The organism is Microbispora sp. NPDC088329, assembly GCF_040685655.1.
In the GTDB taxonomy this organism is placed as follows: domain Bacteria; phylum Actinomycetota; class Actinomycetes; order Streptosporangiales; family Streptosporangiaceae; genus Microbispora.
Genome location: NZ_JBFBIP010000003.1, coordinates 261975 through 284542, shown reverse-complemented (window position 1 = coordinate 284542; position 22568 = coordinate 261975). Strand labels below are relative to the sequence as shown.

The 22568-nt window shown below is 74.2% G+C and carries 23 protein-coding genes; 10 read left to right on the top strand and 13 right to left on the bottom strand.

The features are described 5' to 3' along the window. Window positions 1-11 precede the first annotated feature (11 nt). Entirely contained in the window at window positions 12-329 is a 318-nt protein-coding gene (locus tag AB0O28_RS08635) for a hypothetical protein (protein WP_363637788.1), read from the top strand. Further along, entirely contained in the window at window positions 326-553 is a 228-nt protein-coding gene (locus AB0O28_RS08630; protein WP_363637786.1) for a hypothetical protein, read from the top strand. Before AB0O28_RS08635 ends, AB0O28_RS08630 begins: the two co-directional genes overlap by 4 nt. Before the next feature lie 204 nt (window positions 554-757). On the opposite strand, the gene AB0O28_RS08625 is transcribed toward AB0O28_RS08630, so the two are convergent. Beyond that, a complete protein-coding gene (locus tag AB0O28_RS08625; RefSeq protein WP_363637784.1) occupies window positions 758-1507 on the bottom strand; it encodes an SDR family oxidoreductase in 750 nt (249 codons plus the stop codon). Between the two features lie 150 nt (window positions 1508-1657). Further along, window positions 1658-2458, bottom strand: coding sequence for an SDR family oxidoreductase (locus tag AB0O28_RS08620; protein WP_363637782.1), 801 nt, complete (start codon window positions 2456-2458; stop codon window positions 1658-1660). Window positions 2459-2523: 65 nt separating this feature from the next. Here AB0O28_RS08620 and AB0O28_RS08615 point away from each other — a divergent pair, with 65 nt between their 5' ends. Next, entirely contained in the window at window positions 2524-3123 is a 600-nt protein-coding gene (locus tag AB0O28_RS08615; RefSeq protein ID WP_363637780.1) for a TetR/AcrR family transcriptional regulator, read from the top strand. A 118-nt stretch (window positions 3124-3241) separates the two neighbouring features. Here the strand turns inward: AB0O28_RS08615 and AB0O28_RS08610 are convergent, their stop codons facing one another. Beyond that, entirely contained in the window at window positions 3242-4318 is a 1077-nt protein-coding gene (locus tag AB0O28_RS08610; protein WP_363637778.1) for a methyltransferase domain-containing protein, read from the bottom strand. Between the two features lie 176 nt (window positions 4319-4494). Then, complete coding sequence (locus AB0O28_RS08605; protein WP_363637776.1) at window positions 4495-5220, bottom strand: NAD(P)H-dependent oxidoreductase; 726 nt, start codon at window positions 5218-5220, stop codon at window positions 4495-4497. Window positions 5221-5285: 65 nt separating this feature from the next. On the opposite strand from AB0O28_RS08605, the gene AB0O28_RS08600 reads away from it, so the two are divergent. From AB0O28_RS08600 to AB0O28_RS08590, 3 genes are all read left to right on the top strand, one after another. Then, window positions 5286-6185: a sigma-70 family RNA polymerase sigma factor gene (locus AB0O28_RS08600; protein ID WP_363637774.1), complete on the top strand. Its 900-nt coding sequence runs from the start codon at window positions 5286-5288 to the stop codon at window positions 6183-6185. A 162-nt stretch (window positions 6186-6347) separates the two neighbouring features. Further along, window positions 6348-7244 carry a putative protein N(5)-glutamine methyltransferase gene (locus AB0O28_RS08595; protein ID WP_363637772.1) on the top strand — a complete coding sequence of 299 codons (897 nt, stop codon included), beginning with the start codon at window positions 6348-6350 and terminating at the stop codon, window positions 7242-7244. Further along, window positions 7241-8125 (top strand): fructosamine kinase family protein, encoded by an 885-nt coding sequence (locus tag AB0O28_RS08590; RefSeq protein ID WP_363637770.1) that lies wholly within the window; start codon window positions 7241-7243, stop codon window positions 8123-8125. Before AB0O28_RS08595 ends, AB0O28_RS08590 begins: the two co-directional genes overlap by 4 nt. Window positions 8126-8603: 478 nt before the next feature. Here the strand turns inward: AB0O28_RS08590 and AB0O28_RS08585 are convergent, their stop codons facing one another. Genes AB0O28_RS08585 through AB0O28_RS08575 form a run of 3 tightly spaced genes read right to left on the bottom strand, consistent with a single transcriptional unit; the run spans window position 8604 to window position 10966 of the window. Beyond that, the gene (locus tag AB0O28_RS08585; RefSeq protein WP_363637768.1) at window positions 8604-8972 is read right to left on the bottom strand and encodes a GntR family transcriptional regulator; all 369 of its coding nucleotides are present in this window, start codon (window positions 8970-8972) and stop codon (window positions 8604-8606) included. Window positions 8973-9001: 29 nt separating this feature from the next. After that, window positions 9002-10258: an APC family permease gene (locus AB0O28_RS08580; protein WP_363637766.1), complete on the bottom strand. Its 1257-nt coding sequence runs from the start codon at window positions 10256-10258 to the stop codon at window positions 9002-9004. 33 nt (window positions 10259-10291) lie between these two features. Beyond that, complete coding sequence (locus tag AB0O28_RS08575) at window positions 10292-10966, bottom strand: pyridoxal 5'-phosphate synthase (RefSeq protein ID WP_363637764.1); 675 nt, start codon at window positions 10964-10966, stop codon at window positions 10292-10294. A 447-nt stretch (window positions 10967-11413) separates the two neighbouring features. Between AB0O28_RS08575 and AB0O28_RS08570 the strand changes: the two genes are divergently transcribed. Next, entirely contained in the window at window positions 11414-12118 is a 705-nt protein-coding gene (locus AB0O28_RS08570; protein ID WP_363637762.1) for a hemerythrin domain-containing protein, read from the top strand. A gap of 16 nt (window positions 12119-12134) precedes the next feature. On the opposite strand, the gene AB0O28_RS08565 is transcribed toward AB0O28_RS08570, so the two are convergent. Both AB0O28_RS08565 and AB0O28_RS08560 read right to left on the bottom strand, forming a co-directional pair. Next, the gene (locus AB0O28_RS08565) at window positions 12135-13379 is read right to left on the bottom strand and encodes a DUF6596 domain-containing protein (RefSeq protein ID WP_363637760.1); all 1245 of its coding nucleotides are present in this window, start codon (window positions 13377-13379) and stop codon (window positions 12135-12137) included. Then, window positions 13376-13789, bottom strand: a complete 414-nt coding sequence (locus AB0O28_RS08560) for a YciI family protein (protein WP_363638392.1) — start codon at window positions 13787-13789, stop codon at window positions 13376-13378. Before AB0O28_RS08560 ends, AB0O28_RS08565 begins: the two co-directional genes overlap by 4 nt. A 297-nt stretch (window positions 13790-14086) precedes the next feature. Between AB0O28_RS08560 and AB0O28_RS08555 the strand changes: the two genes are divergently transcribed. Further along, a complete protein-coding gene (locus tag AB0O28_RS08555; RefSeq protein ID WP_363637758.1) occupies window positions 14087-15694 on the top strand; it encodes an alpha/beta fold hydrolase in 1608 nt (535 codons plus the stop codon). A gap of 59 nt (window positions 15695-15753) precedes the next feature. On the opposite strand, the gene AB0O28_RS08550 is transcribed toward AB0O28_RS08555, so the two are convergent. Continuing rightward, entirely contained in the window at window positions 15754-16632 is an 879-nt protein-coding gene (locus AB0O28_RS08550) for an alpha/beta hydrolase (RefSeq protein ID WP_363637756.1), read from the bottom strand. Window positions 16633-16742: 110 nt separating this feature from the next. Here AB0O28_RS08550 and AB0O28_RS08545 point away from each other — a divergent pair, with 110 nt between their 5' ends. Then, complete coding sequence (locus AB0O28_RS08545; RefSeq protein WP_363637754.1) at window positions 16743-18761, top strand: BTAD domain-containing putative transcriptional regulator; 2019 nt, start codon at window positions 16743-16745, stop codon at window positions 18759-18761. A gap of 33 nt (window positions 18762-18794) precedes the next feature. Here the strand turns inward: AB0O28_RS08545 and AB0O28_RS08540 are convergent, their stop codons facing one another. Then, window positions 18795-19574 carry a helix-turn-helix domain-containing protein gene (locus AB0O28_RS08540; protein WP_363637752.1) on the bottom strand — a complete coding sequence of 260 codons (780 nt, stop codon included), beginning with the start codon at window positions 19572-19574 and terminating at the stop codon, window positions 18795-18797. Between the two features lie 88 nt (window positions 19575-19662). On the opposite strand from AB0O28_RS08540, the gene AB0O28_RS08535 reads away from it, so the two are divergent. Beyond that, entirely contained in the window at window positions 19663-20511 is an 849-nt protein-coding gene (locus AB0O28_RS08535; RefSeq protein WP_363637750.1) for an SDR family oxidoreductase, read from the top strand. A gap of 65 nt (window positions 20512-20576) precedes the next feature. On the opposite strand, the gene AB0O28_RS08530 is transcribed toward AB0O28_RS08535, so the two are convergent. Next, entirely contained in the window at window positions 20577-21449 is an 873-nt protein-coding gene (locus tag AB0O28_RS08530) for a pentapeptide repeat-containing protein (RefSeq protein ID WP_363638390.1), read from the bottom strand. Window positions 21450-21645: 196 nt separating this feature from the next. After that, window positions 21646-22437, bottom strand: coding sequence for an MBL fold metallo-hydrolase (locus AB0O28_RS08525; RefSeq protein WP_363637748.1), 792 nt, complete (start codon window positions 22435-22437; stop codon window positions 21646-21648). Window positions 22438-22568: the final 131 nt, after the last annotated feature.

Sequence of the window (22568 nt, the reverse complement as noted above, 5' to 3'; positions counted from 1 at the left end):
TGGATGGGTTCATGCTCAACCACACGATGATTGTCTCCTTCGACCAGCCCATCCCTGATGCCGAGCTCGATCAATACCTGAAAGACATCGAAAACCTGATGCTGGGGTCCGGCCACGTCCAGACGTTGTCGGCCCGGCGCCACATCCGCGTGCCGGCAGACGACCACAGTCCCGTCTTCGTTGCCAGCGCGATCGTGCAACTCGGGCTTGCCGACCTGGACGCACTGAACGCGGTCTTCACGGTGCCCGGCGCCGAGGAGCTCATCCGGCGCTGGCAGTCGCGGTACCCCTACAAGGTCGTCTGGACCAATCACGAGGCCCTGTCGTGACGGACTTCGCGGGAAAGGTCGCACTGGTCCCCGGCGCCGGCAGCGGAATCGGCCGCGCGAGTGCGCTCGAATTCGCCTTCGACAACGCGGGCGTTCCGTCCACCAGCCGTCAGCTCACCGCCATGACGTGCGACGAGTGGGACCGGGTCATCCGCGTCAACGCCCTCTGCCCCGCCCCGACCCGCACCGAGATGTACGGAAGTGTCGCGACGCTTCTCACCTGAGCGTGCGCTGCCTGACCTGTCCCACCCGGTTGCCCCCGGTTCGTCCGACGCCAAGGTGTCCGACGAGGGATCACGTGGCGGAGGTCGGGGCCGGCGAGGTAGTCGCAGGCGACGATGGTGCGCACGGCGGCGGTCCATGCGTTCGCTCCGGCACCGCACGAGCAGGGCTTCCCGCAGCCGGTCCTCCGTCGGCTCCGGCAGTGCCTAGTAGGCGAGTTCTCCGATGCCTCCATCGACGCGCAGGACGGTGCCGGCGGTGTAGGCGGACTCGTCAGAGGCCAGGTAGACCGCCGCCTTCGCCAGCTCGGTGGCGGTGCCGATGCGATGGAGGGGCACGGTCTGCCGGAGTTCGTCGTAGATGGCGGCCTGTCGCTCGGGACCGAGCGACTTGAACGTGTCCGTCAGGGTCGGCCCAGGGCTCAGCCCGTTGACCCGGATGCCCCGGTCCTTCAGCTCATAGGTCAGCCCACGAGAAAAGGACAGCAGGCCTGCCTTGGCGGCACCGTAGACTGCCGCGTTCTCATGCCCGATGAAAGCGGAGACAGAGCCGACAAGGATGACCGAGGCTTGCCGTGAAAAGAGCGGCAGCAAGGCCTTGACCAGGAAGAACGGCCCCTTGAGGTTGGTGGCGACGAGCCTGTCGAATGCCTCCTCTGTCCATGCCTCGATCGGGAGATGGGTGACATCGGCGGCGTTGCTCATCACGATGTCGAGCCGCGGCCACTCCTCCTGCAGCCGCGCCGCGAGTGCCGCCTGGCCGGGCACATCGCCGGCGTCGCTGAGGATGGGCAGCAGCGGGCCGTCCAGCTGCCGGGCGGCCTCATCCAGCCGTTCCCGCGAGCGGCCGGTGATCGCGACAGTCGCTCCCTCGGCGAGGAACTCGCGGGCGGTCTCAAGCCCGATGCCGCTCGTCCCGCCCGTGATCAGTGCGTACTTTCCCTCAAGACGACCCATTGAACTCATTCCCCTCACTCACGCCTAGGGCGTGTGGCTCTGGTAACGGTGGTTCCGGCAACGATGACGGGCCATCCCCGCCATCACGGGGCACCCGCCAGGGGCCGGCCTCCTCACTGCGGACGTGGCCCCTGGCAGGCGCGTCCGGGGTTAGATGGCGGTCCGGCCTCCGTCGGCGGCCACCACGGCACCGGTCACGTAGCTTGCCTGGTCACTGGCGACGAAGGCGATGACCTGGGCGACCTCGGCGGGGTCGGCGGTGCGCCTGAGCGCGGTCGTCAGTCCCATGCCGCCGAGGTCCGGTCCCATGGCCGCCACCACCTTGGAGGTGGTCATCGGGCCGGGCGACACGGCGTTGACGCGCACGTTCGAGGCGGCGAACTCGGCCGCCCAGGTGCGTGTCAGGGACTCAAGCGCTGCCTTGGTGGCACCGTAGACCGCCATCGGAGGCATGCCCAGGCCGGCGGCGGTGGAGCTGACGTTGACGATGCTGCCGCCCCCGCGGGCGGCCATCTTCGGTGCGAGCCGGGCGACCAGGGCGAACGGCGCGCGCACGTTGACCGCGAAGGCGGCGTCGTAGGCGGCGATGTCCTGGTCGGCGGTCGCGCTGAAGGGGACGACGCCCGCGTTGTTGACGAGGATGTCCACCGCTCCGGCGTCCTCGGCCAGCCGCTGCACGGCCTGCGGGTCGGCCAGGTCGGCGGGAACGAAGCGCACGGTGCCGGTCGCGCTCCTCCGCACGTCGTCCACGACCTGGGCGCCGCGGTCCGGGTCGGTGCCGGTGACGATCACGTTGGCCCCGCCGGCGGCGAGGATCCTCGCTGTCGCGTGTCCGAGCCCGCCGATGGCGCCCGATCCGGTGATCAGTGCCGTCTTTCCCTCGAAGTCCACGTGGTCCTGCCTCTCGTCCGGCGGCACGCTCGCGCCGCCGACTTCCGTGTGGTCGTTCAATAAGTCGGTCAGCCCTCACCGTACGGTTTTTTGTGCAGGCGGTCAAAAAGTCCTAGCCTGGGGGTGTGGCACGGACAGGACGCCCCCGCGCATTCGACAAAGACCAGGCCCTGGAGCGCGCGCTCCTCCTGTTCTGGTCGCGGGGCTACGGAGCGACCTCCGTTCAGGACCTCGTCGACACGCTGGCCCTGGAGCGGGGCAGCCTGTACGGCGCTTTCGGCGACAAGCGGCAGTTCTACCTGGCCGCGGTCCAGTTGTACTGGGACACCTACGAGCGCCAGCTGGTCACGGCACTGGAGGCCGGACCGGTGCTGCCGGCGCTGCGCGAGGTGCTCGCCAATCCGGCCCGGGCGCAGGAGTACGCCTCGGAGGCCGGCGTTCCGCAAGGGTGCATGATCGGCAACACCACCGCCGAACTTGTGCCGCAGGATGCCGAGGCCCGCGAAATCGTCGCCCGCTCGCACGCCCGCTTCACCCAGATCGTCGCCGACGCCCTGCGGCGCGCGCAGGCCGACGGCGAGGTCACCCAGGCCGCCGCCCCCGAGGCCCAGGCGCAGCTACTGCTGTTCACCGTCCAGGGCCTTTCCCTGGTCTCCCGCGCGGGACTCGACACGGCCGCCGCGCTCGCCGCCGTTGATGCCCTGATCGACGCCCTTCGCGCTTGAAGAGTTGAATGCCGGCCCACTCCTCTCCCCCGCCTCCGCCCCGTCACGTCGCCCGCAGCGACAGCGGCAGCGGCGCCCCGCCGCGCTGCCGCTGCGGGCGACCCGCACGGCAGCGCCCTCAGCCCGCCCGGGGCGCCGTCCATCGGACGAGGAACGCCTCCGCCCCCGCGACCCGTACGCGCTGCAAGTGCACAGGCGTGAGGCCGTGACGGATGCCGAGCGGCAGCTCGGCGACGCCCGGGAGCAGGACCACGGCGGTCCCGCCGGGCACGAGCACCCGGCGCACCTCGGCCCACCATCGTCCGGCGGACGCGGCGAGCAGGCCTCCGGGGGCGACCTGGCCACCCCAGGGCGGATTGGCCAGCACGCGGTCGGCGACGCCGTCCGGCACCGGCAGACGGCCTGCGTCGGCCCGGGCGACGGCGACGGGCAGCCCCGCGGCGTTCTCCCGCGCGGCCGTCACCGCCTCCCAGGCCAGATCGAACCCCAGCAGACGAGCCGTGGGCCGCTGCCGGGCCGCCTCGATCAGCGGCGTCCCCGCGCCGCAGCAGGGATCGACGACCGTGTCCCCGGGCTCGACGCCGGCCATGGCCACCATGGCGGCGGCGAGCGGAGGATGCAGGGTCCCCGGGACGGACCGCCGCTTGTACGCCCGCCGGTGCAGGGGGCGCTCGCCGATCCGCAGCAGCAGCGTGGCCCGCTCGCCGTCGAGAGTGACCCGCCAGCCGCTGTGCCCCGGCGGCGGCGCGCCGCCGCCGCGCCGCGAGTGGTAGCCGACCCCCAGGCGGGCGGCCAGGGCGTGCCCGACCGCGTCCTCCACGTCGTACCTCGTGAAGGTGCGCCTGCCGAGGAACGACGCCGACACCTCGACGCCGGTGAGCGCGCCGGGACCGCCGTGGTCGTGGCGCAGCCGCTCCAGCGCGGCGAGGTCGGCGGCGTCCGCGAGGCCGGCGAGCGCGGCGGCCCCCTTCCGCGACGTGCCGGCGTCGGGGCCCTGCGCGGCCAGCAGGAACACGTCGTCCGCCGTGCGCAGACCCAGTGCGAGGCCGCGCGGCGCGGGGGACCGCGACGCGCGGAAGTGCACCTCGCGATGCCCGATATGAGTGATCGTGCCGAGCCGGAGCCGCAGTATCTCGGCGGCGACCGTCGGCTCCAGCCCGTGGACGCACCGCGCCACCAGGCTCACCGCCGTCATGGGACGGCGGGAGCACTGGGACGCGGAGCGGTGAGAGTGACAGCGCGTGCGCGCATCGTGATCGTTCTTCTCCCGCGTCAGCCCGGGACGGCACCCCGCCGTCCCGCCTCGTCGGCGACGGGCGGATCCTCGCTTCGCCGACGGCGGCTAGCGGAGGTGGAAGAAGAACGTGAACGTCACGGGCGTGATCCTAGGGCCCGCACGTAGGCCCGATCAATCTCCACGCTCCCGGCCAGCACGCGCACCGCGGCGAACGCGTCGGCGAGAGACCGATCGCCCAGCTCACGGAAGCGGGCCAGCTCGGGGACGTCCCCCGCGCGGGTCATCTCGGCCTGCACGACGTGCAGGTTCTCCTCGGCCACTCCCAGGTTCCGCAGGTACGCGCGCAGGTAGGGCGTCTGGAAATCGAAGCCCTCCCGCGGGGTGCCGGGGCCGTAGGCGCCGCCCCGGGCGGTGACCACGATCACGGTCGTGCCGCGCAGGCGGCTGTCTCCGGTGGCGGGATCGACGTACGCCCCCGGGAACGTCACCCGGTCGATCCACGCCTTGAGCGCGGCGGGCACCGTGAAGTTGTACATCGGGCAGCCGATCAGCACGGTGCGCGCCGCCAGCAGTTCGTCGATCAGCGGCAGCGTCAGTGCCCATTCGCGTTCCTCGGCCGGGTCGGCGGTCATCGCGGCCACCCGCGCCGGCGGGACGAGGCCGTGCCGCTCCACCCGGCGGCCGAGCGTCGTGTAGGCGTGGGACACCAGCGGCACGGGGTCGGCCGCCAGATCCCGGTACCGGTACCCGCCCCTGCCGTGCCGCCGGCACCAGGCCTCGGCGAACGACGCCGTCAGCCGCCGGGTGACCGAATCCCCCGGAAGACTCGCGCTGGAATCGACATGCAGCAGTGAAAACACCTGTCACTTCTCCTTCCTCGTGTACGTCATGGAGATGACGAGACGGCACGGGGGAAAGGTGACCGATGGGCGAGCACGACATGGCGGAGCTGTTCGAGACCTACCGTCCTCATCTGCGCGCGGTCGCCCACCGCATGCTGGGCGTCGCGGGTGAGGCCGACGACGCCGTCCAGGAGACCTGGCTGCGGCTGAGCCGCTCCGACGTCGGCGAGGTGGCGAACCTCGGCGGATGGCTGACCACGGTCGTCCCCCGCGTGTCCCTCGACATGCTCCGCGCCCGCGCCGCGCGCCGGGAGGAGGCCGAGCCGTGGCCGTACGACCAGGTGTGGGGCGACCGGACGGCGGACGACGCGGGCGACCCCGAGCAGGAGGCGGTGCTGGCCGACGCCGTGGGCCGGGCGCTGCTCGTGGTGCTGGACACGCTGACTCCCGCCGAACGGATCGCGTTCGTGCTCCACGACGTGTTCGCCGTGCCGTTCGACCAGATCGGTCCCATCGTCGGGCGGTCGCCCGTGGCCGCCAAGAAGCTCGCCAGCCGGGCACGTCACCGGCTGCGCGGCAGGACCGGGACCGTCGGCGCGCGGGCCGCGCGGCACCGGCGCGTCGTGGACGCCTTTCTCACCGCCTCACGCGAGGGCGACTTGGAGGCGCTGATGGCGGTGCTGGCGCCCGGAGTGGTGCGCCGGGCCGACGCGGCCGCGGTGCCCGCGGGCACGCCGACGGTGGTGCGCGGGGCGCGGGCCGTCGCGCGGGAGACCGTCGTCCTCGGCCGGCGGGCCCGGTTCGCCGAGCCGGCGCTCGTCAACGGCGCCGTCGGCATCGTGGTGGCGCCGCGCGGCCGGCTGCTGCTCGCTCTCCGCGTGAAGGTCGAGGGCGAGCGGATCGCCGAGATCGATGTGATCGCCGACCCCGCGCGCCTGCGCACCCTCGACCTCGCTCTCATCGACGCCACCCCGTGCGGGTGAACGGGCGCTCTGGTGTAGGGTGCCGATCACGGCGGCGACGACGCGAGGAGGTGAGCCCCATTACCGCTGAACAGGTCGGGTGCTCCCCTCATCCCGTGCGTACGGTCGCGTAGAGGCAAGGCGACCGCGGGAGCGCCCTCGGCACACCGAAAGGCTCTCCCCTTGTCACTGTCCTTCTCCCCCGCTCTTCCCCCGATCGTGGCCCGGCTGCGGGCCGCCGGATGCGTGTTCGCCGAAGACGAGGCCCGTCTTCTGGCCTCCGCCGCGCGTACCCCCGCCGAGCTCGACGACATGGTGAACCGGCGCGCCGCCGGCTTGCCCCTGGAACACGTCCTCGGGTGGGCGGAGTTCTGCGGGCTGCGGCTGGCCGTCGGCCCGGGGGTCTTCGTGCCCCGGCCGCGCACCGAGTTCCTGGTCCGCCAGGCCGCCGCGCTCGCCGGGCCGGGCGCCGTCGTCGTCGACATGTGCTGCGGCTCGGGTGCGATGGGCGCGGCGCTGGCGGCCGTCGCCGGGCCGATCGAGCTGCACGCCGTGGACGTCGACCCCGCCGCCGTACGCTGTGCCCGCCGCAACCTCGCCCCGGCGGGCGGTGCGGCGGTGGGCACCGTGTACGAAGGCGACCTGTACGCGGCCCTGCCTGCCGCCCTTCGCGGCCGGGTGGACGTCATCGTCGCCAGCCCGCCGTACGTGCCCACCGACGCGATCGGGCTGCTGCCGCCGGAAGCACGCGTACACGAGCCGCAGGTCGCGCTCGACGGCGGCGCGGACGGGCTCGACGTCGTACGGCGGGTCGTCGCCGAGGCGGGCGGCTGGCTCGCGCCGGGCGGACACCTGCTGGTGGAGACGAGCGGAGGCCAGGCGGAGCGGACCGCCGAGGCCGTCGCCCGCGCCGGGTTGGCCGCCCGCCTGACGCGCGACGACGAGCTGGACGCGACCGCCGTGATCGGAACCAGGCCGGCCGGTGCGCGCGGGCCCGGTGGCGGCCCGCGCGAAGAACCGGTTGATCGGCTCCGGGTGCCCACGTCCGGGCCCGGGGCGACCGAAGGAGCACATCCGTGACAGACGCGACGTCGTTCCTGCTGGAACGCCTGCACGCGGCCGGCCTGACCGACGTCGTCGCGGTCGAGCCGGCCACTGGAGGCCTCGCCGCGACCGCGGGGCTCGCGCGCCGCGGTGACGGCACGTCGGTGTTCGTCAAGGCGTTCGGCGAGCCGCCGTCGGACGACGCCTTCGCCGCGGAGGCCGAAGGGCTCACCGTGCTGCGCGAGGCGGGCGGCATCGCCACGCCCGAGATCATCGACGTGGACCGCGACCTGCTCGTGCTGTCCGTGCTGCGGCCCCGGCCGGACACCGGGGCTTTCTGGGAGCGGTTCGCGCATGCGCTCGCCCACCTGCACACCACCACGCGATACCCCCGATTCGGGTGGCACCGGGACAACTGGCTGGGCCGCCGCCGGCAGGTCAACACCTGGGATGACGACGGGTTCGAGTTCTTCGCCCAGCACCGTCTGCTGCGCTGGCTCGGCGAGCCTCGCGTCCGGGAGGCGCTCGACACCGCGGACCGGACGGCGCTGGAGCGGCTGTGCGACCGGCTGCCCGAGCTGTTGCCGGTCAGGCCCCCGTGCCTGACGCACGGCGATCTGTGGGCGCTGAACGTCATGGCCACCCCCGACGGGCGTCCCGCGCTGATCGACCCGGCCGTGTCGTACATGTGGGCCGAGGTCGATCTGGCCCACCTGTGGACGACGGCGCCGCCGCCCGAGGCGCAGGTGTTCTTCGATGTGTACGCCGAGCTGACCGGGCTCGACCGCGACTGGCGCGAACGCATGCCGATCCTCCAGCTACGCCAGCACCTGGCCGTGATCGCCCAGTTCGATCCCGACTGGGGCGCCGCCGACCTCGCGCGCGTCACGCTCGCCCCGTTCCGGCGGCGGCCGTGAGCTCGGCCGTGAGGTCGGCTTAGGGCCCGGGGCGGCGGCGGCCGCCGGAGACAAACCGGTTGATCGGCTCCCTGCGCTCTCGTCTGTCGTCGGGTCGTGCTTTCCCACGTGCGGCTGCCGTCGGCCGAGACCCAGGAGCAGTTCATGGCCGTCCGGCGGGACGAGTCCCGTCTCGGCCCGGCCGTCTCCGCCCTGGTAAGCGGTCTCGGGCTCGGCGGCGAACGCGTCGAGCGCTTCGCCGCCGGGTCGCTGCCGGTCTACGCGGTGGGTGACCGGCATGTGCTCAAGCTCTGCCCCGAGGTCTGCCTGCCCCAGGCGTACGACACGGAGCTGACCGTCCTGCGGGCCGTCGAGGGGCACCTGCCTGGTCGCGACGCCGCCGTGGGCGAGGCACGCGGGAGTACGAGTTCGCCTCGGTGGGGTTGTTCTTCTCCTGCGGCGAGGGCGAGATCCTGCGCCGGCTGCTCCTCGCGTACGGCTACCGCGACCGCGACCTGGGCGAGCAGCTGCGCCCAGCGCCTGCCGTACTTCTTGCCCAGGCCCCGGGTGCGCAGGACGGCGCCCACGCGATGTCCTCCTGTGAGGCGGCCCGGAAGGTGGTCATGAACAGGGCCTCGATGCTCTCGTCGTCGAGACCGGCCAGACGGGCCTTGGCCAGCCGGCGGCGCAGGTCCTGACGCAGGCGTCCGTGCGCGGCCAGGGAGGCGTCGGTCAGCGTCCGGGTGACGAACGTCCCCACCCCCGGGCGGGCGGCCGCCAGGCCCTCGTGCTCGAGTTCCCGGTACGCCTTGAGCACCGTGTTCGGATTGATCGCCAGCCGGGCCACCACGTCCTTGACGGTCGGCAACGATCACTGGTGGCCGAGGCCGCGATTCCTCAGGCGGCCTTGCGCAGGGCGTACACGGCGGCGCCCGCGGCGAGCACGGCTGCCCCGGAGACCACCGAGGACGGCGGCAGGGCGAAGGCGAGGATCAGGCACCCGGCCAGGCCGAGGGCGGGCACGGCCCGCGGGGGGCGTCCCTCGGCCGCGGTGAGGGTCCAGGCACTGGCGTTGGCGATGGCGTAGTAGACCAGCACGCCGAAGGAGGAGAACCCGATCACGCCGCGCAGGTCCGCGGTGGCGGCCAGGACCGCCACCACCGCGCCGACGGCCAGCTCGGCCCGGTGCGGCACCGCGAAGCGGGGGTGGACGGCGGCCAGCGCGTGCGGCAGGTGCCGGTCACGGGCCATGGCCAGCGTCGTGCGGGACACCCCGAGGATCAGCGCCAGCAGCGAACCGAGCGCGGCCAGCGCGGCGCCCGCGCGTACGACCGGGGCCAGGCCGGGATGCCCGGCCTCCCGCACGACGGCGGCGAGGGGGGCGGCCGCGTTCCCGAGGCCCGCGCCGCCCAGCACGGCGAGCGCGGACACCGCGACGGCCGCGTAGACGACCAGGGTGACCGCCAACGCGATCGGGATCGCCCGGGGGATGGTCCGCGCCGGATCCCGGACCTCCTCGCCGAGGGTGGCGATACGGGCGTATCCGGCGAAGGCGAAGAAGAGCAGACCCGCCGCCCGCAGCACCCCGCCGGGAGTTGCGCCGGCTCCGGCGCCCAGCCGCGCGGGGTCCGCGGCGGCGTAGGTCAGGCCCGCGACGACCACGGCGGCCAGCACCGCGAGGACCACCCCGACGATGACCCGGGTGAGCCAGGCGCTCTTGTGGATCCCCACGTAGTCGACCGCGGTCAGCGTCACCACGGCCGCCACCGCCACCGCGTGGGCCTGCTCCGGCCACACGTAGGAACCGACGGTCAGCGCCATCGCCGCGCAGGAGGCGATCTTGCCGACCACGAACGCCCACCCCGCCAGATAGCCCCAGAACTCCCCCAGCCGCTCCCGCCCGTACACATACGTGCCGCCGGAGGCGGGGTAGCGCGCGGCCAGCCGGGCCGAGGAGGTCGCGTTGCAGTAGGCGACCACCGCCGCCGCCCCCAGCCCGAGCAGCAGCCCGGACCCGGCCACGCGCGCCGCCGGGGCGAAAGCGGCGAAGACTCCGGCGCCGATCATCGAACCCAGCCCGATGACCACGGCGTCGGCCGGGCCCAGCCGCCGCTTCAGCGGCCCCTGCCCGGGGCGGGACGGCGTGCCCGCCATGGCGACCTCCAGTGACGAGGGGTTCCGGCAGTCTCAGGGCCACAGGCGGTGCCGCGCCCAGCCGGACTCCTGGCGCGTGTAGCGCAGACGGGTGTGGCGGCGGTCGCGGTCCGCCTGCCAGAACTCCACGTCGTCGGCGCGGACGCCGTACAGGGTCCATCCCGGCGCGACCACCCCGGGGTCGGCCTCGATCTCGGCGTGCGCCGTGCGGAGCGCGTCGTCGAGGTCGGACGGGTCGTCCAGGACCTGCGACTGGCGGCCGGTCAGGGCGTCGGCACGGGCGCCCGGGGACCGGGCGAGGAAGTCGGCGGCGGAGCGCTCGGCGCCCGCCGGGACCACCACGCCCCGCACCCGGACCTGACGGCCCTGCTCGGGCCAGTGGAAGCACAGGGCGGCGTACGGATTGCGGGCGAGCTCGCGGCCTTTGCGGCTGCCCGCGCTCGTCGCGAAGAACCAGGTGCCGTCCGCTTCGAGGTCCTTGCAGATCAGCACGCGGGAGGAAGGCCGTCCGGCGGCGTCGGCCGTCGCCAGCGACATGGCGTGCGGTTCGCGCACCCCGGCCTTCACGGCCGAAGTCAGCCATTCCACGAAAAGGGCGACCGGATCGGACGGCGCGGCGTCGACGTCGAACTCCGGCAGTTCGGTGTCGAAGACCGCGAGGCTCCGCAGCAGATCACGGATCGACCTCGCCGGACCGTTGTCCCCCACGATCACTCCTCCACTTCGAGTCTCGATGATGACCGGTCGCCACCATGCTTCACCACCGCCAGCCCGCCGCCCGCTCCGCGTACGCCGCGAGTGCGGCCCGGCATGACCCCTCGGCAGTATTCCAGCACCGGAAACACCGCCCGCTCACCGATCGCCGAAGCTCTGCCGCGCCATCACACCGCGCCATCACGCCGCCGGCCTCGTCACCGTGGCCGGCGCCGGCAGCCGGCCCGGACCACGAGTTCACCCGCACGCCGTACGGGTGCTGCGCGAGCGCTACGGCATCGACATCGCCGACCGGCGGCCCCGCCGGCCGGTCGCGTGACACGGATGGCCGGGCGAAGCGTTTACCCGCGCCGCCGCGTGGCGTCCGGCCGTGCGGGGGAGTCTCCGATCGCGTACGAGAACGCGGGCGGCGCCCGACGACCGGGCGAGGACGGAGACGGCGTGGACGATCGTGGTTCACCGGCGGTGCGCCGCCGCGACCTGCTCGGCCTGCCCGCCGCCCTCGCGGGGGCGGTGACCGTCGCGGCCCCCGCGGCGGCGGCCGCGCCGCGAGCCCCCGAACGGGAGGCGGAGGTGACGCCGCCCGAGGACCTCATGCGCGAGCACGGCGTGCTGAAGCGTCTCCTGCTCGTCTACCGGGAGGGCATCCGGCGGGCCGAGGGCGGCGAACGGGTGCCCGCGCAGCCGCTGAACGCCGCCGCCCGCATCATCCGCGGCTTCATCGAGGACTACCACGAGCAGCTGGAGGAGAAGTACGTATTCCCCCGGCTGCGCGAGGCCGGCAGGCTCACCGGCACCGTCTCGGTCCTGCAGCTGCAACACCGACGAGGACGCGAGCTGACCGGGCGCATCCTCACCGCCACCCGGCGTACCAGGGGGGCCAGGGCCGCCCACACCCTGGTCGCCGACATGGCGGCGTTCGTCCGCATGTACGAGCCGCACGAGGCGCGGGAGGACACGGTGGTGTTCCCCGCCTTCCGTCAGGTCGTGCCCTCCAAGGAGTTCCTCCGCCTGGCCGAGGTCTTCGAGGACGAAGAGCACCGGCGTTTCGGGCCGCGCGGCTTCGAAGGCGTGGTCGACCAGGTCGCCGACATCGAGAAGGCGCTCGGCATCTACGACCTGTCCCGCTTCACCCCCGCCGGATGACGGATCGCCCCAACCGTCAGGGGTCGTCGTCGAGACGGGCGGCGCGGGCGTTGAGGTAGCGCCGGCGCGGCAGGCTCGCCGCCCGCCGGGCCGCCGCCAGGTAGGCCTCCCGCGCCGCCGCCCGCTCCCCCGCCAGCTCCAGAAGGTGCGCGCGAACCGCGGGCAGGCGGTGGTCGCGGGCGAGCCGTTCGTCGCCCTCCAGGCCGCCGAGCAGGTCCAGCCCCGCCCGCGGGCCCCGGCTCATCGCCACCGCGACCGCGTGGTTCAGCGCCGTCACGGGGTTGTCCGACATCCCCGACAGCACCGCGTACAGCGCGGCGATCTGCGGCCAGTCGGTCGCCTCCGCGCTCGGCGCCTCGTCGTGCAGGGCGGCGATCGCCGCCTGGATCTGATACGGCCCGGGCGCTCCCCGCGACAGCGCCGCGTCGACCAGCGCCACGCCCTCGGCGATGCGGGCGGCGTCCCACAGGGCGCGGTCCTGCTCGGCCATCGGGATCGGCGTGCCGTCAGGGGCGGTGCGCGCGGCGCGGCGGGCCTCGGTGAGGAGCATGAGCGCGAGCAGCCCGGCCGCCTCGCCGTCGTCCGGCAGCAGCCGGTGGACGATGCGGGCCAGGCGGATCGCCTCGGTCGTCAGGTCCTCACGGAGGGGCCAGGTCTCCCCCGCGTACCCCTCGGTGAAGACCAGGTAGAGCACGTGGAGGACCGCGCGCAGCCGCGCGGCGCGGTCGGCACTCGCGGGCATGCCGAACGGGACACCGCTGTCCCTGATGCGCTGCTTGGCCCGGGTGATGCGCCGGGTCATGGTCGCTTCCGGCGCCAGGAACGCCCGCGCGATCTGCGCGGTGGTCAGGCCGCCGACCGCACGGAGAGTGAGGGCGATCTGCGAGGCGGGCGGCAGCGCGGGATGGCAGCACAAGAACAGCAGGATCAGCGTGTCGTCGGCCCCGGCCGCGGACAGGTCCGCCGCGGGCGCGAGCCGCCACTCGGCAATCGCCCGTCTGCCGGCGACGTCCTCCCGGCCGCGCCGGGCCTGCTCGGCGCGCAGCAGGTCGGTGAGCCTGCGGCCGGCGACGGTGACCAGCCACCCCAGCGGGTTGTCCGGCAGGCCGTCCCGCGGCCAGCGGCCGGCGGCGGCGAGCAGCGCCTCCTGCACGGCGTCCTCGGCGGTGTCGAAGTGGCCGTATCGGCGCACGACCGCGCCGAGGACCCGCGGCGCCAGCCGGCGTAGCAGGTCCTCGGTCTGTTCTCCCGGCGTCGTCACAGTTCCAGCTCGGCCGGCGAGCCGGCGATCGGGCGCACGTCCACGTACCACTCGTGCGCCTGCGCCGCGCCCTGCGGATGCGGGGTGCGGGCCAGGCGTGCGGCGATCTCCGTGGCCCGGTCGAAACCGTCGCACTCCACGATCGTGTAGCCGGCCAGGACCTCCTCCGTCTCGGCGTACGGGCCGTCGGTGACGACGGGCACGCCCTCACGCAGCCGGATCCTGCGGGCGTGGACGGGGGCGGTCAGTCCCTGGGCGTCGACGAACTCGCCGGACTTCACCAGGTCGTCGTTCCACTCCGCCATGAACGCGTGCATCGCCGCGACGTCGTCGGCCGACCACACGGGCCCGCCGCCCGGCCGTCCCGCCAGGACGTCGTAGTCCTGCTGCGAGCCGTACAGCATGATCATGTATTTCACGGTCTGTTCCTCTCCGCCGGGCGCCTTCGTCGCGCCGCTCCACCATGGACGTCGGAGCCGGCCGCCCGATCCGGACACACTCGGTGAACACGAGAGACGTCCCGCCCGCTCGCTGTGCAGGAGACTGTGCCGGAGCGGGCGCGGTCCTGTCACGCCGGCGGCATGGGCGAAAGTTTCACGCGCGAGCGCCGGGGTCCGTGCCCCGGAGCAGCACGCACTCCCCCCGCCGTGCGGTACGCGGAGGCCGGCCGCTGGCGCGAGCGCCTGCAGTTGATCAGTGTGTGCGGCATGGCGTACTGGGCAGGCGCGTCGCGGCTCGCGGCGATCGCGGCGACCACTGTGGCATCGGCCGTGCTGTTCTCGCCGGTGGCGGCGGCCCCGGCGACGGCGCGAGTGCAGAGCGTGGAGGGCGTGGAGGGCGCCGCGGACTTCGCACCACAGCCGGATCCGCGCGAGGATCCACGGCAGGACCCGCGGCGACATCCCGGGCGGCCGAGAGGGCAGGACCTGCGCTGGGGTGACTGCGCGGGGGTCGACGACCCCGCCCTGCGCTGCGCGGAGGTCACCGTGCCGCTGGATCACCGCCGTCCGCACGCGCGGACGATCACGATCGCGATCTCACGGCTGCCCGCGACCGATCCGGCCCGCCGCAGGGGCGTGCTGCTCACCACCGGAGGCGGCCCCGGCGGGCCGGGTGTGCCACTGCCGTCGAGCCTGGCGCCCCAGCTGTCCCCCGAGGTGCGGGCGCGCTACGACCTGATCGGCTTCGACATCCGCTTCGTCGAGCGGAGCACGCCCATCGGCTGCGGGCAGAGCGTGGAGGAGCCCGGCGGCTACTGGGTGCGCACCGCCGCTCCCGGGAGCTTCGCCGCCGACACCGCCGAAGCCCGCGCGTACGCCCGCGACTGCGTGCGCGCCGCCGGGTGGGCCCTGCCCCACGCAACGACGGCCAACGCGGCCCGCGACATGGACGTCATCCGGGCCGCGCTCGGCGAGGAGAAGATCTCCTACCTCGGCGGGTCGTACGCGGGAATGCTCGGGGCGACCTACAGCACCCTGTTCCCCGGCCGGGTGGACCGGTTCGTGCTGGACAGCCCGCCCTACGGCGACACCGCGTGGCGGCCGTACGAGCTGGCGCGCACCCCCGCGTTCGAGGCCGGGGCCGCCTCCTTCGCCGCCTGGACGGCCGAGCGGAACGCCGGCTACGGCCTCGGCGCCACCGCGCAGGAGGTCACCGACGCGGTCACCGGGCTCATCCGCCGCGCCGCGACGAGCCCCCTCGTCGTCGCGGGACACGCCTGGACCGGCGGCGAACTGGGGTCGCTGCTCGTCGCCGGCATCTACGACGAGCGTACCTTCGGGCTGGTCGCGGCGGCCTTCGCCGACCTCTCCGCCGGGCGGGAGCCGTACGTGCCGTTCCCCCTCCGGCCGCTGCCGCCCGCCGGGGTGCCGGGCGTCCCCGCCGACAACCACACGGCGACCAACATGGCCTACCGGTGCGGGGACGGCCCCTGGCCGCGCGACCCCCGCGACTACCTGCGCGACCTCGCCTCCTACGGCGCGCGGTATCCGTTGTTCGGGCCGGCCAACGCCAACATCACGCCGTGCGCCTTCTGGCCCCGGATCAAGGACGAGCCGGTGCGGCTGTCGGCCAACCGCGCGCCCGGGGTCCTGGTGACGGCCGCCCTGCGGGATGTGGCGGTGCCGATCGCCAACAGCCGCGCCGTCGCCGCGCACATCCCCGGCTCGCGGCTGGTGACCATCGACGCCCACACCCACGCGCCGTACCCCGCGTTCGGCGACGCCTGCCTCAACGGCGCCGTCGACGACTTCCTCACCACCGGGACGCTGCCGCCCACCGACGTCGCCTGTCGACACGCGCGGGCCATGGAGTGAACCTCACGCGACGCGTTCACCGGCTGGAGGTTCGGGACCTGCCCGATCCGGCTGAACGGTCAGCGGGTGAGAAGGGCCCGCAGCGCCCCGGCGACGCCGGCCGGGTCCTCCTCGGCCATGAAGTGCCCGGATTTGACCGTCGTGTGCACCAGGTCGGGGGCCCAGGCGCCCCACAGCGCCACGGCGTCGTACCCGAGCGCGGCCCCCCAATCCTGCTGCAGCACGGTCACCGGCATCCGCAGCCGGTTCCCGGCCTCCCGGTCCGCCCGGTCGTGGTCCACGTCGATCCCCGCCGACGCACGGTAGTCGGCCACGATCGAGGGCACCGCCGCCCGGCAGGCCTCCAGGTAGGCGGCGCGTACGTCGGCGGGGATCGCCCCACGGTCGCGGGTCCAGACGTCGAGGAAATGACCGAAGAAGGCGTCGGCGCTCGCATCGATCATCCGCTCGGGCAGGCCGGGCGGCTGAGCCATCAGATACAGGTGGAACCCGACGGCGGCGCCCACGCCGTGCATCACCTCCCACATGTCCAGCGTGGGCAGCACGTCGAGGCAGGCCAGGTGAGTGATCGCCGCCGGATGGTCGAGCCCGGCGCGGAAGGCGACCAGCGCGCCGCGGTCGTGCCCGGCCAGCGCGAACCGCTCATGTCCCAGCGCGCGGGCCAGGGCGACGACGTCGGCGGCCATCGTGCGCTTGGAATAGGTCTCCCGACCGGCCTCGGCCGGCTTGTCGCTGGCGCCGTAGCCACGCAGGTCGGGGCAGATCACGGTGTGGCCGGCGGCCAGGTCGGCGGCGACGTGCCGCCACATCAGGTGAGTCTGGGGGAAGCCGTGCAGCAGCACGATCGGGCTCCCCGACCCGGCGACGGCGACGTTCAGCGCGACACCGTCGGCCACCGGCACGCGGAGGTAGTCGAAACCGGGAAGGACAGGCGCCATGGTGCGCCCCTTTCTGTGCGGGATCAGATGCCTTCAGGCTGCCGGGCGTGAATGAGCATCCGATGAGCGCGCTACCGTGACGTGAGGCCAGGTGGGGAGGGGGGCCGCGGGTGGGGGTCGCGTTCGGGGTGCTGGGGCCGGTGACGGCCTGGGACGGCTCCGGCGGCGCCATCGCCCTGAAGGGGCCACGGCACCGCGCGGTGCTGGCCCGGCTGATCGTCGCCCGAGGCCGCGTCGTCCCGGTCACCCGCCTCGTCGACGACCTGTGGGAGGAACCCCCGGCAGGCGCGGTCGGGGCCGTACGGACGTTCGTGGCGGCGCTGCGCCGGGCGCTGGAACCCGACCGGCCGCCCCGCGCCCCCGCGCGGCTGCTGGTCACCGAGGGACCGGGGTACGCGCTGCGGGCCGGCGCCGACGCGGTGGACGCCTGGCGCTTCGAGCACGCGGTGACCGCCGCAGCGGCGCTGCCCCCGCACTACGGGCTCGCACGGCTGGAGGAGGCGCTGGGATGGTGGCGCGGCCCCGCGTACGCGGAGTTCGCCGACCAGGACTGGGTCCGCGCCGAGCGCTCCCGCCTGGCCGAGCTGCGGCTGCACGCGGCCGAGCGCCGGGCCGAGGCGCTGCTGGCCCTGGGACGGGCGGCGGAGGTGGTGCCCGACCTGGACGCGCACGCCGCCGGGCACCCGTGGCGGGAGGATGCCTGGCGGTTGCTCGCGCTCGCGCTGTACCGCAGCGGACGGCAGGGCGACGCGCTGGCCGTGCTGCGCCGGGCGCGGACGCTGCTGGTGGACGAGCTGGGAGTGGACCCCGGCCCGGCACTGCGCCGGCTGGAGACCGACATCCTGCGCCAGGCCGATCACCTCGACTCACCGGTGCGCGGCTCGGCCGAACGGGTCTGGGCCGAGGCGACCGCCGCCTACGACCGCGCGGTCGCCTCCGGGGCGCGGGCCCGCCTGGAGTCCACGACAGGCCTGCTGCGCGATCTCGCGGTGACCGGGGGCGGGGGCCCGCGGGCGGCCGGCGAGCACCGCGTGGCCGCGGTAGAGGCGGCCGAAGAGCTGGGCGACGCGGAGCTGACCGCCCGGGTGATCGGCGCCTTCGACGTCCCGGCCATCTGGACCAGGTCCGACGACCCCGGGCAGGCGGCGCGGATCGTCGCGGCGGCCGGGCGCACCCTGGCGGCGCTGGCCCCCGATCACGCGACCGCCGGTCACCCTGCCGCCGGCCACGAGGCGGCCCGGGCCCGCCTGCTGGCGACGATCGCGCTGGAGTCACGCGGCGACCGCTCCGGACACGGGCGGCGGGCGGCGCGGCAGGCCGAGGAGATCGCCCGCCGCCTGGGTGATCCCGCGCTGCTGGCGTTCGCGCTGAGCGGCCTGTTCATGCAGACCTTCCACCGCACGGGCCTGGCCGCCCGCCGCGACGAGATCGGCGCCGAGCTGGTGGAGCTGTCCGCCCGGCACGGCCTGGTCACCTTCGAAGTGCTCGGGCGTCTCATCCGGATGCAGGCCAGGTCGGCGCTCGCGGACTTCACGGCCGCCGACGCCCACGCCGCCGAGGCCGAGCACCTGGCCGTACGGCACGAGCGGCCCCTCGTGGGCGTGTTCACCACGTGGTATCGGGCGCTGCGCCTGGACGCGTCCGGGCGGGCGACGCTGGAGGAGACCGAGGCCGCCTACCGGCAGGCCGCCGCCCGGCTGGACGGCGCCGGCATGCCCGGCATGGAGCGCGGCCTGCTGCCGCTCGCGTTGCTGTGCCTGCGCCTGCGGCACGGACAGCCCCCGCCCGATGTCGGACATGCCGGCTGGGGGCCGTACGCGCCGTGGGCCAGGCCTGTGGTGCTGCTGGCGCGCGACCGCCGCGCGGAGGCGGCCGAGGCGCTGCGCGCCCTGCCAGAGCCGCCGCCCGACCTGCTGACGGAGGCCCTGTGGTGCCTGGCCGCCCGGGCGGCCCTCACGCTCGGGGACCGCACGACCATGGAACGCGCCCACGCCGCGCTGCTGCCCGCGGCGGGCGAGCTGGCCGGGGCGGGCAGCGGGGTGCTCACGCTCGGCCCGGTGTCCGCGCATCTGGACGACCTCGCCGCCGCTCTCAACCGGCCGACGGGGATCGCGCCGAGCCGGTCGTGACGCCTGTGCTCTCCCCCTCTGCGGGATCGCCGGTCAGCATGGCTGGAGGGAGGGGAAACGGCCCGCGAAGAAGGCGGCCGGAGGCACGCCCATCAGGGTGCGGAACTCGGCGGTCATGTGGGACTGGTCGTAGAAGCCTGCGGTCGCGGCGAGCTGCGCCCAGCGCGCGGTGCGGGCTCCGCCGCGGGCGAGCACCCGGCGGACGCGTTCGATGCGCTCGAGGCGCTTGGGCGGCACGCCGATGCCGTCGCGGACGAGATCACGCAGATGACGCTCGCTGACGGCCAGCCGCCGGGCGATGACGGCGATGGGCTCGCGCTGTTGCCCCGCCTGGTCACGCAAGGCTTGCGCGGTTGCGCGCACCAGCGCGCCGCGGGCCAGGTCCGCGTTGGACTGGGCGGTGATCCGCGCCGGCAACGCCGACTGAAGACGCCGGAGGACACGCCTCACGTCGTCTCCCGGCTCGGCGGTCAGCCCCGCTGCGCCGTCCCACAGCTCCTTGAGGTCGACGACCCGGTCGACCAGCTCGGTCATCGAAACTCCCAGCAGGAGCCGGGCGGCGCCGGGGCGCAGCCTGAGCCTGAGGCAGAGCGGGAAGTCCTCGCCCACATGGTAGGAGGCGCGGGTGCGGGGGCCGGCCACCAGCAAAGCGCTGCGCCGCGCCGATGTCGTCCGGAAGATCAGCGAGGTGTCGGCGTCGGGAACGTGGACGAGCGGCGTCCGCTCGGCCGGTACGCCTGCCCTCAGAGATGTGATCTCGCTGACCAGCCACCGCAACGGGACCGGCACGGACATCGGGACTTCGAGGGTCACGGCCTCACATTACCCAGCGGCGCCCGGCACGCCGACCGTGCCGAAAGTTCCTATAGCTCACCGCACCTGCACTGACATGGTGGCCACCATGATCCTCGTGACAGGTGCGACGGGCACCATCGGCAGAGAGACGCTCCGGTTGCTGGCGGCCATGGGTGCGCGAGTGCGGGCAATGACCAGAGACCCGGCAACGATCACGCCGCCACCGGGCGTGGAGGTCGTGCGGGGCGACTTCGGCGAGCCCGATTCCCTGGCGCGGGCGGCGGACAAGGCGGAGGCGCTCTTCCTGCTCAGCGCCCCCGGGCCACGGCTGCCCGAGCATGACGAGGCGATGCTGGCCGCCGCGTGTGCCGCCGGTGTCGGCAGGGTGGTGAAGGTGTCGGCCGTCGGCACGGGCCGGAACACCGAGGTCAAGGTCGGGGACTGGCATCTGCCGGGAGAGCGGGCCGTACGCGCGAGCGGCCTGCGATGGACGCTACTGCGCCCGTCCAGCTTCGCCTCCAACACGCTGCGCTGGGCCGGTCACATCCGCCGTGGAGAGCCGATCCCGAACACGACGGGGACCGGCAGGCAAGGCGTCGTCGACCCTCGTGACGTCGCCGAAGTCGCCGCGCGGGCGTTGACCTCCGACGATCACGCGGGCGGCGTGCTCACATTGACCGGGCCAGAACTGCTGAGCGTCCCCGACCAGGCCACGATCCTGGGCGAAACCATCGGACGCCGCATCACGGCCACCGACGTACCGCTGGATGTGTACGAGAAGCAGATGCTCGCCGCGGGCGTCGATCCCGCCTTCGCCGAGATCGCGGTCAACGGCTCAAGACTGGTCGCACAAGGCGGCAACGCCATCACCACCAAGGACGTGGAACGCGTGCTCGGCCGTCCGCCCCGTACGTTCTCCACCTGGGTATACGATCACCGCACCGCGTTCGCCTGAATGTCGCTGAATCCCGGGGCCGCCGGACCGCCCGGCTTCCGGCGTGTGCCGGCGGGCCCGGAGTGCTATCCGCGCCCGCGCCCGCGGCGGGGGCGCGGGCGGCGGGTGGAGGCCCGGCCCGCCGCGGCTGCCGGGGCCGGGTGGGCCGGCTGACCCGACCAGTGCGCCGGGCGGGTGAGGGCCGGCGGCAGCCTCGTGGCGTCGTCTCCCCTGGCCGCGTTCACCTGCACCTGGGTGAGGAAGACGCTTCCGGTGAGGTCGGCCCCGCGTAGATCCGCCCCGCGCAGGTCCGCCCCGATGAGGTCGGCTGCGCGCAGGTCGGCCCCGCGCAGGTCCGCGCCGATGAGATAGGCCCCCCTCAGATTGGCCCCGCGCAGGTCGGCCTTCCTCAGCCGGGCGCCGATGAGATCGGCTCCTCTGTGCTCGGGGGCCCGGCCCCCTGCCGACGCCCGCACCAGCTCACTCGTGCGCAGCAGCAGCACGTTGACCTTCTCGCGGTGGGCGGCGACGTCCACGCCGAGCAGGTCGTCGGGAGTGCCGGCGGTCAGGCGTTCGGTCTCCTCGAAAGCGCCGCGCAGCTCCGTGTGGATCGGGCGGGCGACCGGCAGGGACAGCGCCTCGTCCAGGTACCACAGCAGCTCGTGCAGGTGCCGCACGACCGGGAAGACCTCGAACATCCGGGCGGCGGCCGACGGATCGTCGCGCCAGCTGCGGCCGAAGGTGACCTGCGAGACCTGCTGCCCCGCGCCGAAGCAGTCGTAGACGGTGCAGCCGGAAAAACCGCTGTCCCGCAGGCGCGCGTGGATGCCGCATCGGAAGTCGGCCTGCAGGTTGGGGCACGGCCGCCCGGCGTCCTTGGTGATCGCGAAGTCGGCCGACGCGGCGAAGGGCAGCGCGACGCAGCACAGCCCGAAGCAGTTCGCGCAGTCGGCCCGCAGGCCGGTCCGCCGGCCGCCGGGGCCCGCGGGGGCGTCCGCCCGGGCGTCCCCGGAGTCGTGCGTATCGGGCAACGTGCCTGGTCTCCTCGTGGTCCATGGATGTCCGCGGGTAGGCCGGCTCGCCGCCGTCACGGCACCCAGCTAGAACGTATCCCATGCGGATCGCCCCGCTGACCGGCCGCACGGCCCCTTCCGTTCACACGACGACGTCGGCCGGGGCGCCCCTGGGCAGCCAGCGGAGGCTTTCACGGAGGGTGGACGAGCCGGCGGCGAGCTCCCGCTCGATGCCCTCCCGGTTTTCGCGGAAGTGCTGCCAGCCCTCGTAGTGAACGGGCAGCACGGTGCGCGGGCTGATCGCCTCGTGCAGGCGGACGGCCTGCCTGGCGGTCATCGTGTAGCGCAGGGGCCCGGTGATCGGGAAGCCGACGCCGCCCAGGTGGAGCAGGACCGTCCCGGGCCGCAGGCGGGCGGCCGTGTCGCGAAGCGCCCGGTGATACACGGTGTCTCCGGTGATCCACAGCGGTCCGTGTTCCTGCCCGGGCCAGGTGAGTGCGAAGCCGACGACCTCGCCCACGATCGGCCTGCTGAACGGGGGTCCGTGCCGGCAGGGCGTGGCGGTGATGTCGATGGGCGGGCGGCCGGAGTCCTGCAGACGGGTCGCCTGCCCGCCTCGCAGGCCACGGGCCGGGTACGGCAGGGAACGGGCACCCGAGGAGGTGGTCACGATCGTGCCGGCGTCCGGCAGCAGGGTCCGGCCGGTGTCGTCGAGGTTGTCGCCGTGCTGCTCGTGGGTGAGCAGGATCGCGTCGATGGGGGGCAGCTCGTCGAGCGCGACGGCGGGACCGGCGAGCTTTCGGGAGGAGGTTCCCCACCCGAAGGCGTAGGTCCGGCCGGGGGGATCGAAGGTCGGGTCGGTCAGCAGGCGCCAGCCGTCGACCTCGATGAGCACGGTCGGGCCCCCGATGTGGGTGAACCGGACCTTCGTCATGGGGACGCTCCCTTTCCGCGGGTTCGGGTCGGCGCCGGTGGCGGCCGGCGGTGATGGTGGCGAACCCTGTCACCCAGGTGCCGTCACCCGCGCGGCGGCGATCAGGCCGCGGCAGGTCTGCGCCGCGGTTC

Coding starts and splice junctions, on each gene's coding strand:
- AB0O28_RS08635 (WP_363637788.1), top strand. CDS start 12: ATGCTCAACCACACGATGATTGTCTCCTTCGACCAGCCCATCCCTGAT.
- AB0O28_RS08625 (WP_363637784.1), bottom strand. CDS start 1,507: ATGGGTCGTCTTGAGGGAAAGTACGCACTGATCACGGGCGGGACGAGC.
- AB0O28_RS08610 (WP_363637778.1), bottom strand. CDS start 4,318: ATGACGGCGGTGAGCCTGGTGGCGCGGTGCGTCCACGGGCTGGAGCCG.
- AB0O28_RS08600 (WP_363637774.1), top strand. CDS start 5,286: ATGGGCGAGCACGACATGGCGGAGCTGTTCGAGACCTACCGTCCTCAT.
- AB0O28_RS08580 (WP_363637766.1), bottom strand. CDS start 10,258: ATGGCGGGCACGCCGTCCCGCCCCGGGCAGGGGCCGCTGAAGCGGCGG.
- AB0O28_RS08560 (WP_363638392.1), bottom strand. CDS start 13,789: ATGATCATGCTGTACGGCTCGCAGCAGGACTACGACGTCCTGGCGGGA.
- AB0O28_RS08555 (WP_363637758.1), top strand. CDS start 14,087: ATGGCGTACTGGGCAGGCGCGTCGCGGCTCGCGGCGATCGCGGCGACC.
- AB0O28_RS08550 (WP_363637756.1), bottom strand. CDS start 16,632: ATGGCGCCTGTCCTTCCCGGTTTCGACTACCTCCGCGTGCCGGTGGCC.
- AB0O28_RS08535 (WP_363637750.1), top strand. CDS start 19,663: ATGATCCTCGTGACAGGTGCGACGGGCACCATCGGCAGAGAGACGCTC.
- AB0O28_RS08525 (WP_363637748.1), bottom strand. CDS start 22,437: ATGACGAAGGTCCGGTTCACCCACATCGGGGGCCCGACCGTGCTCATC.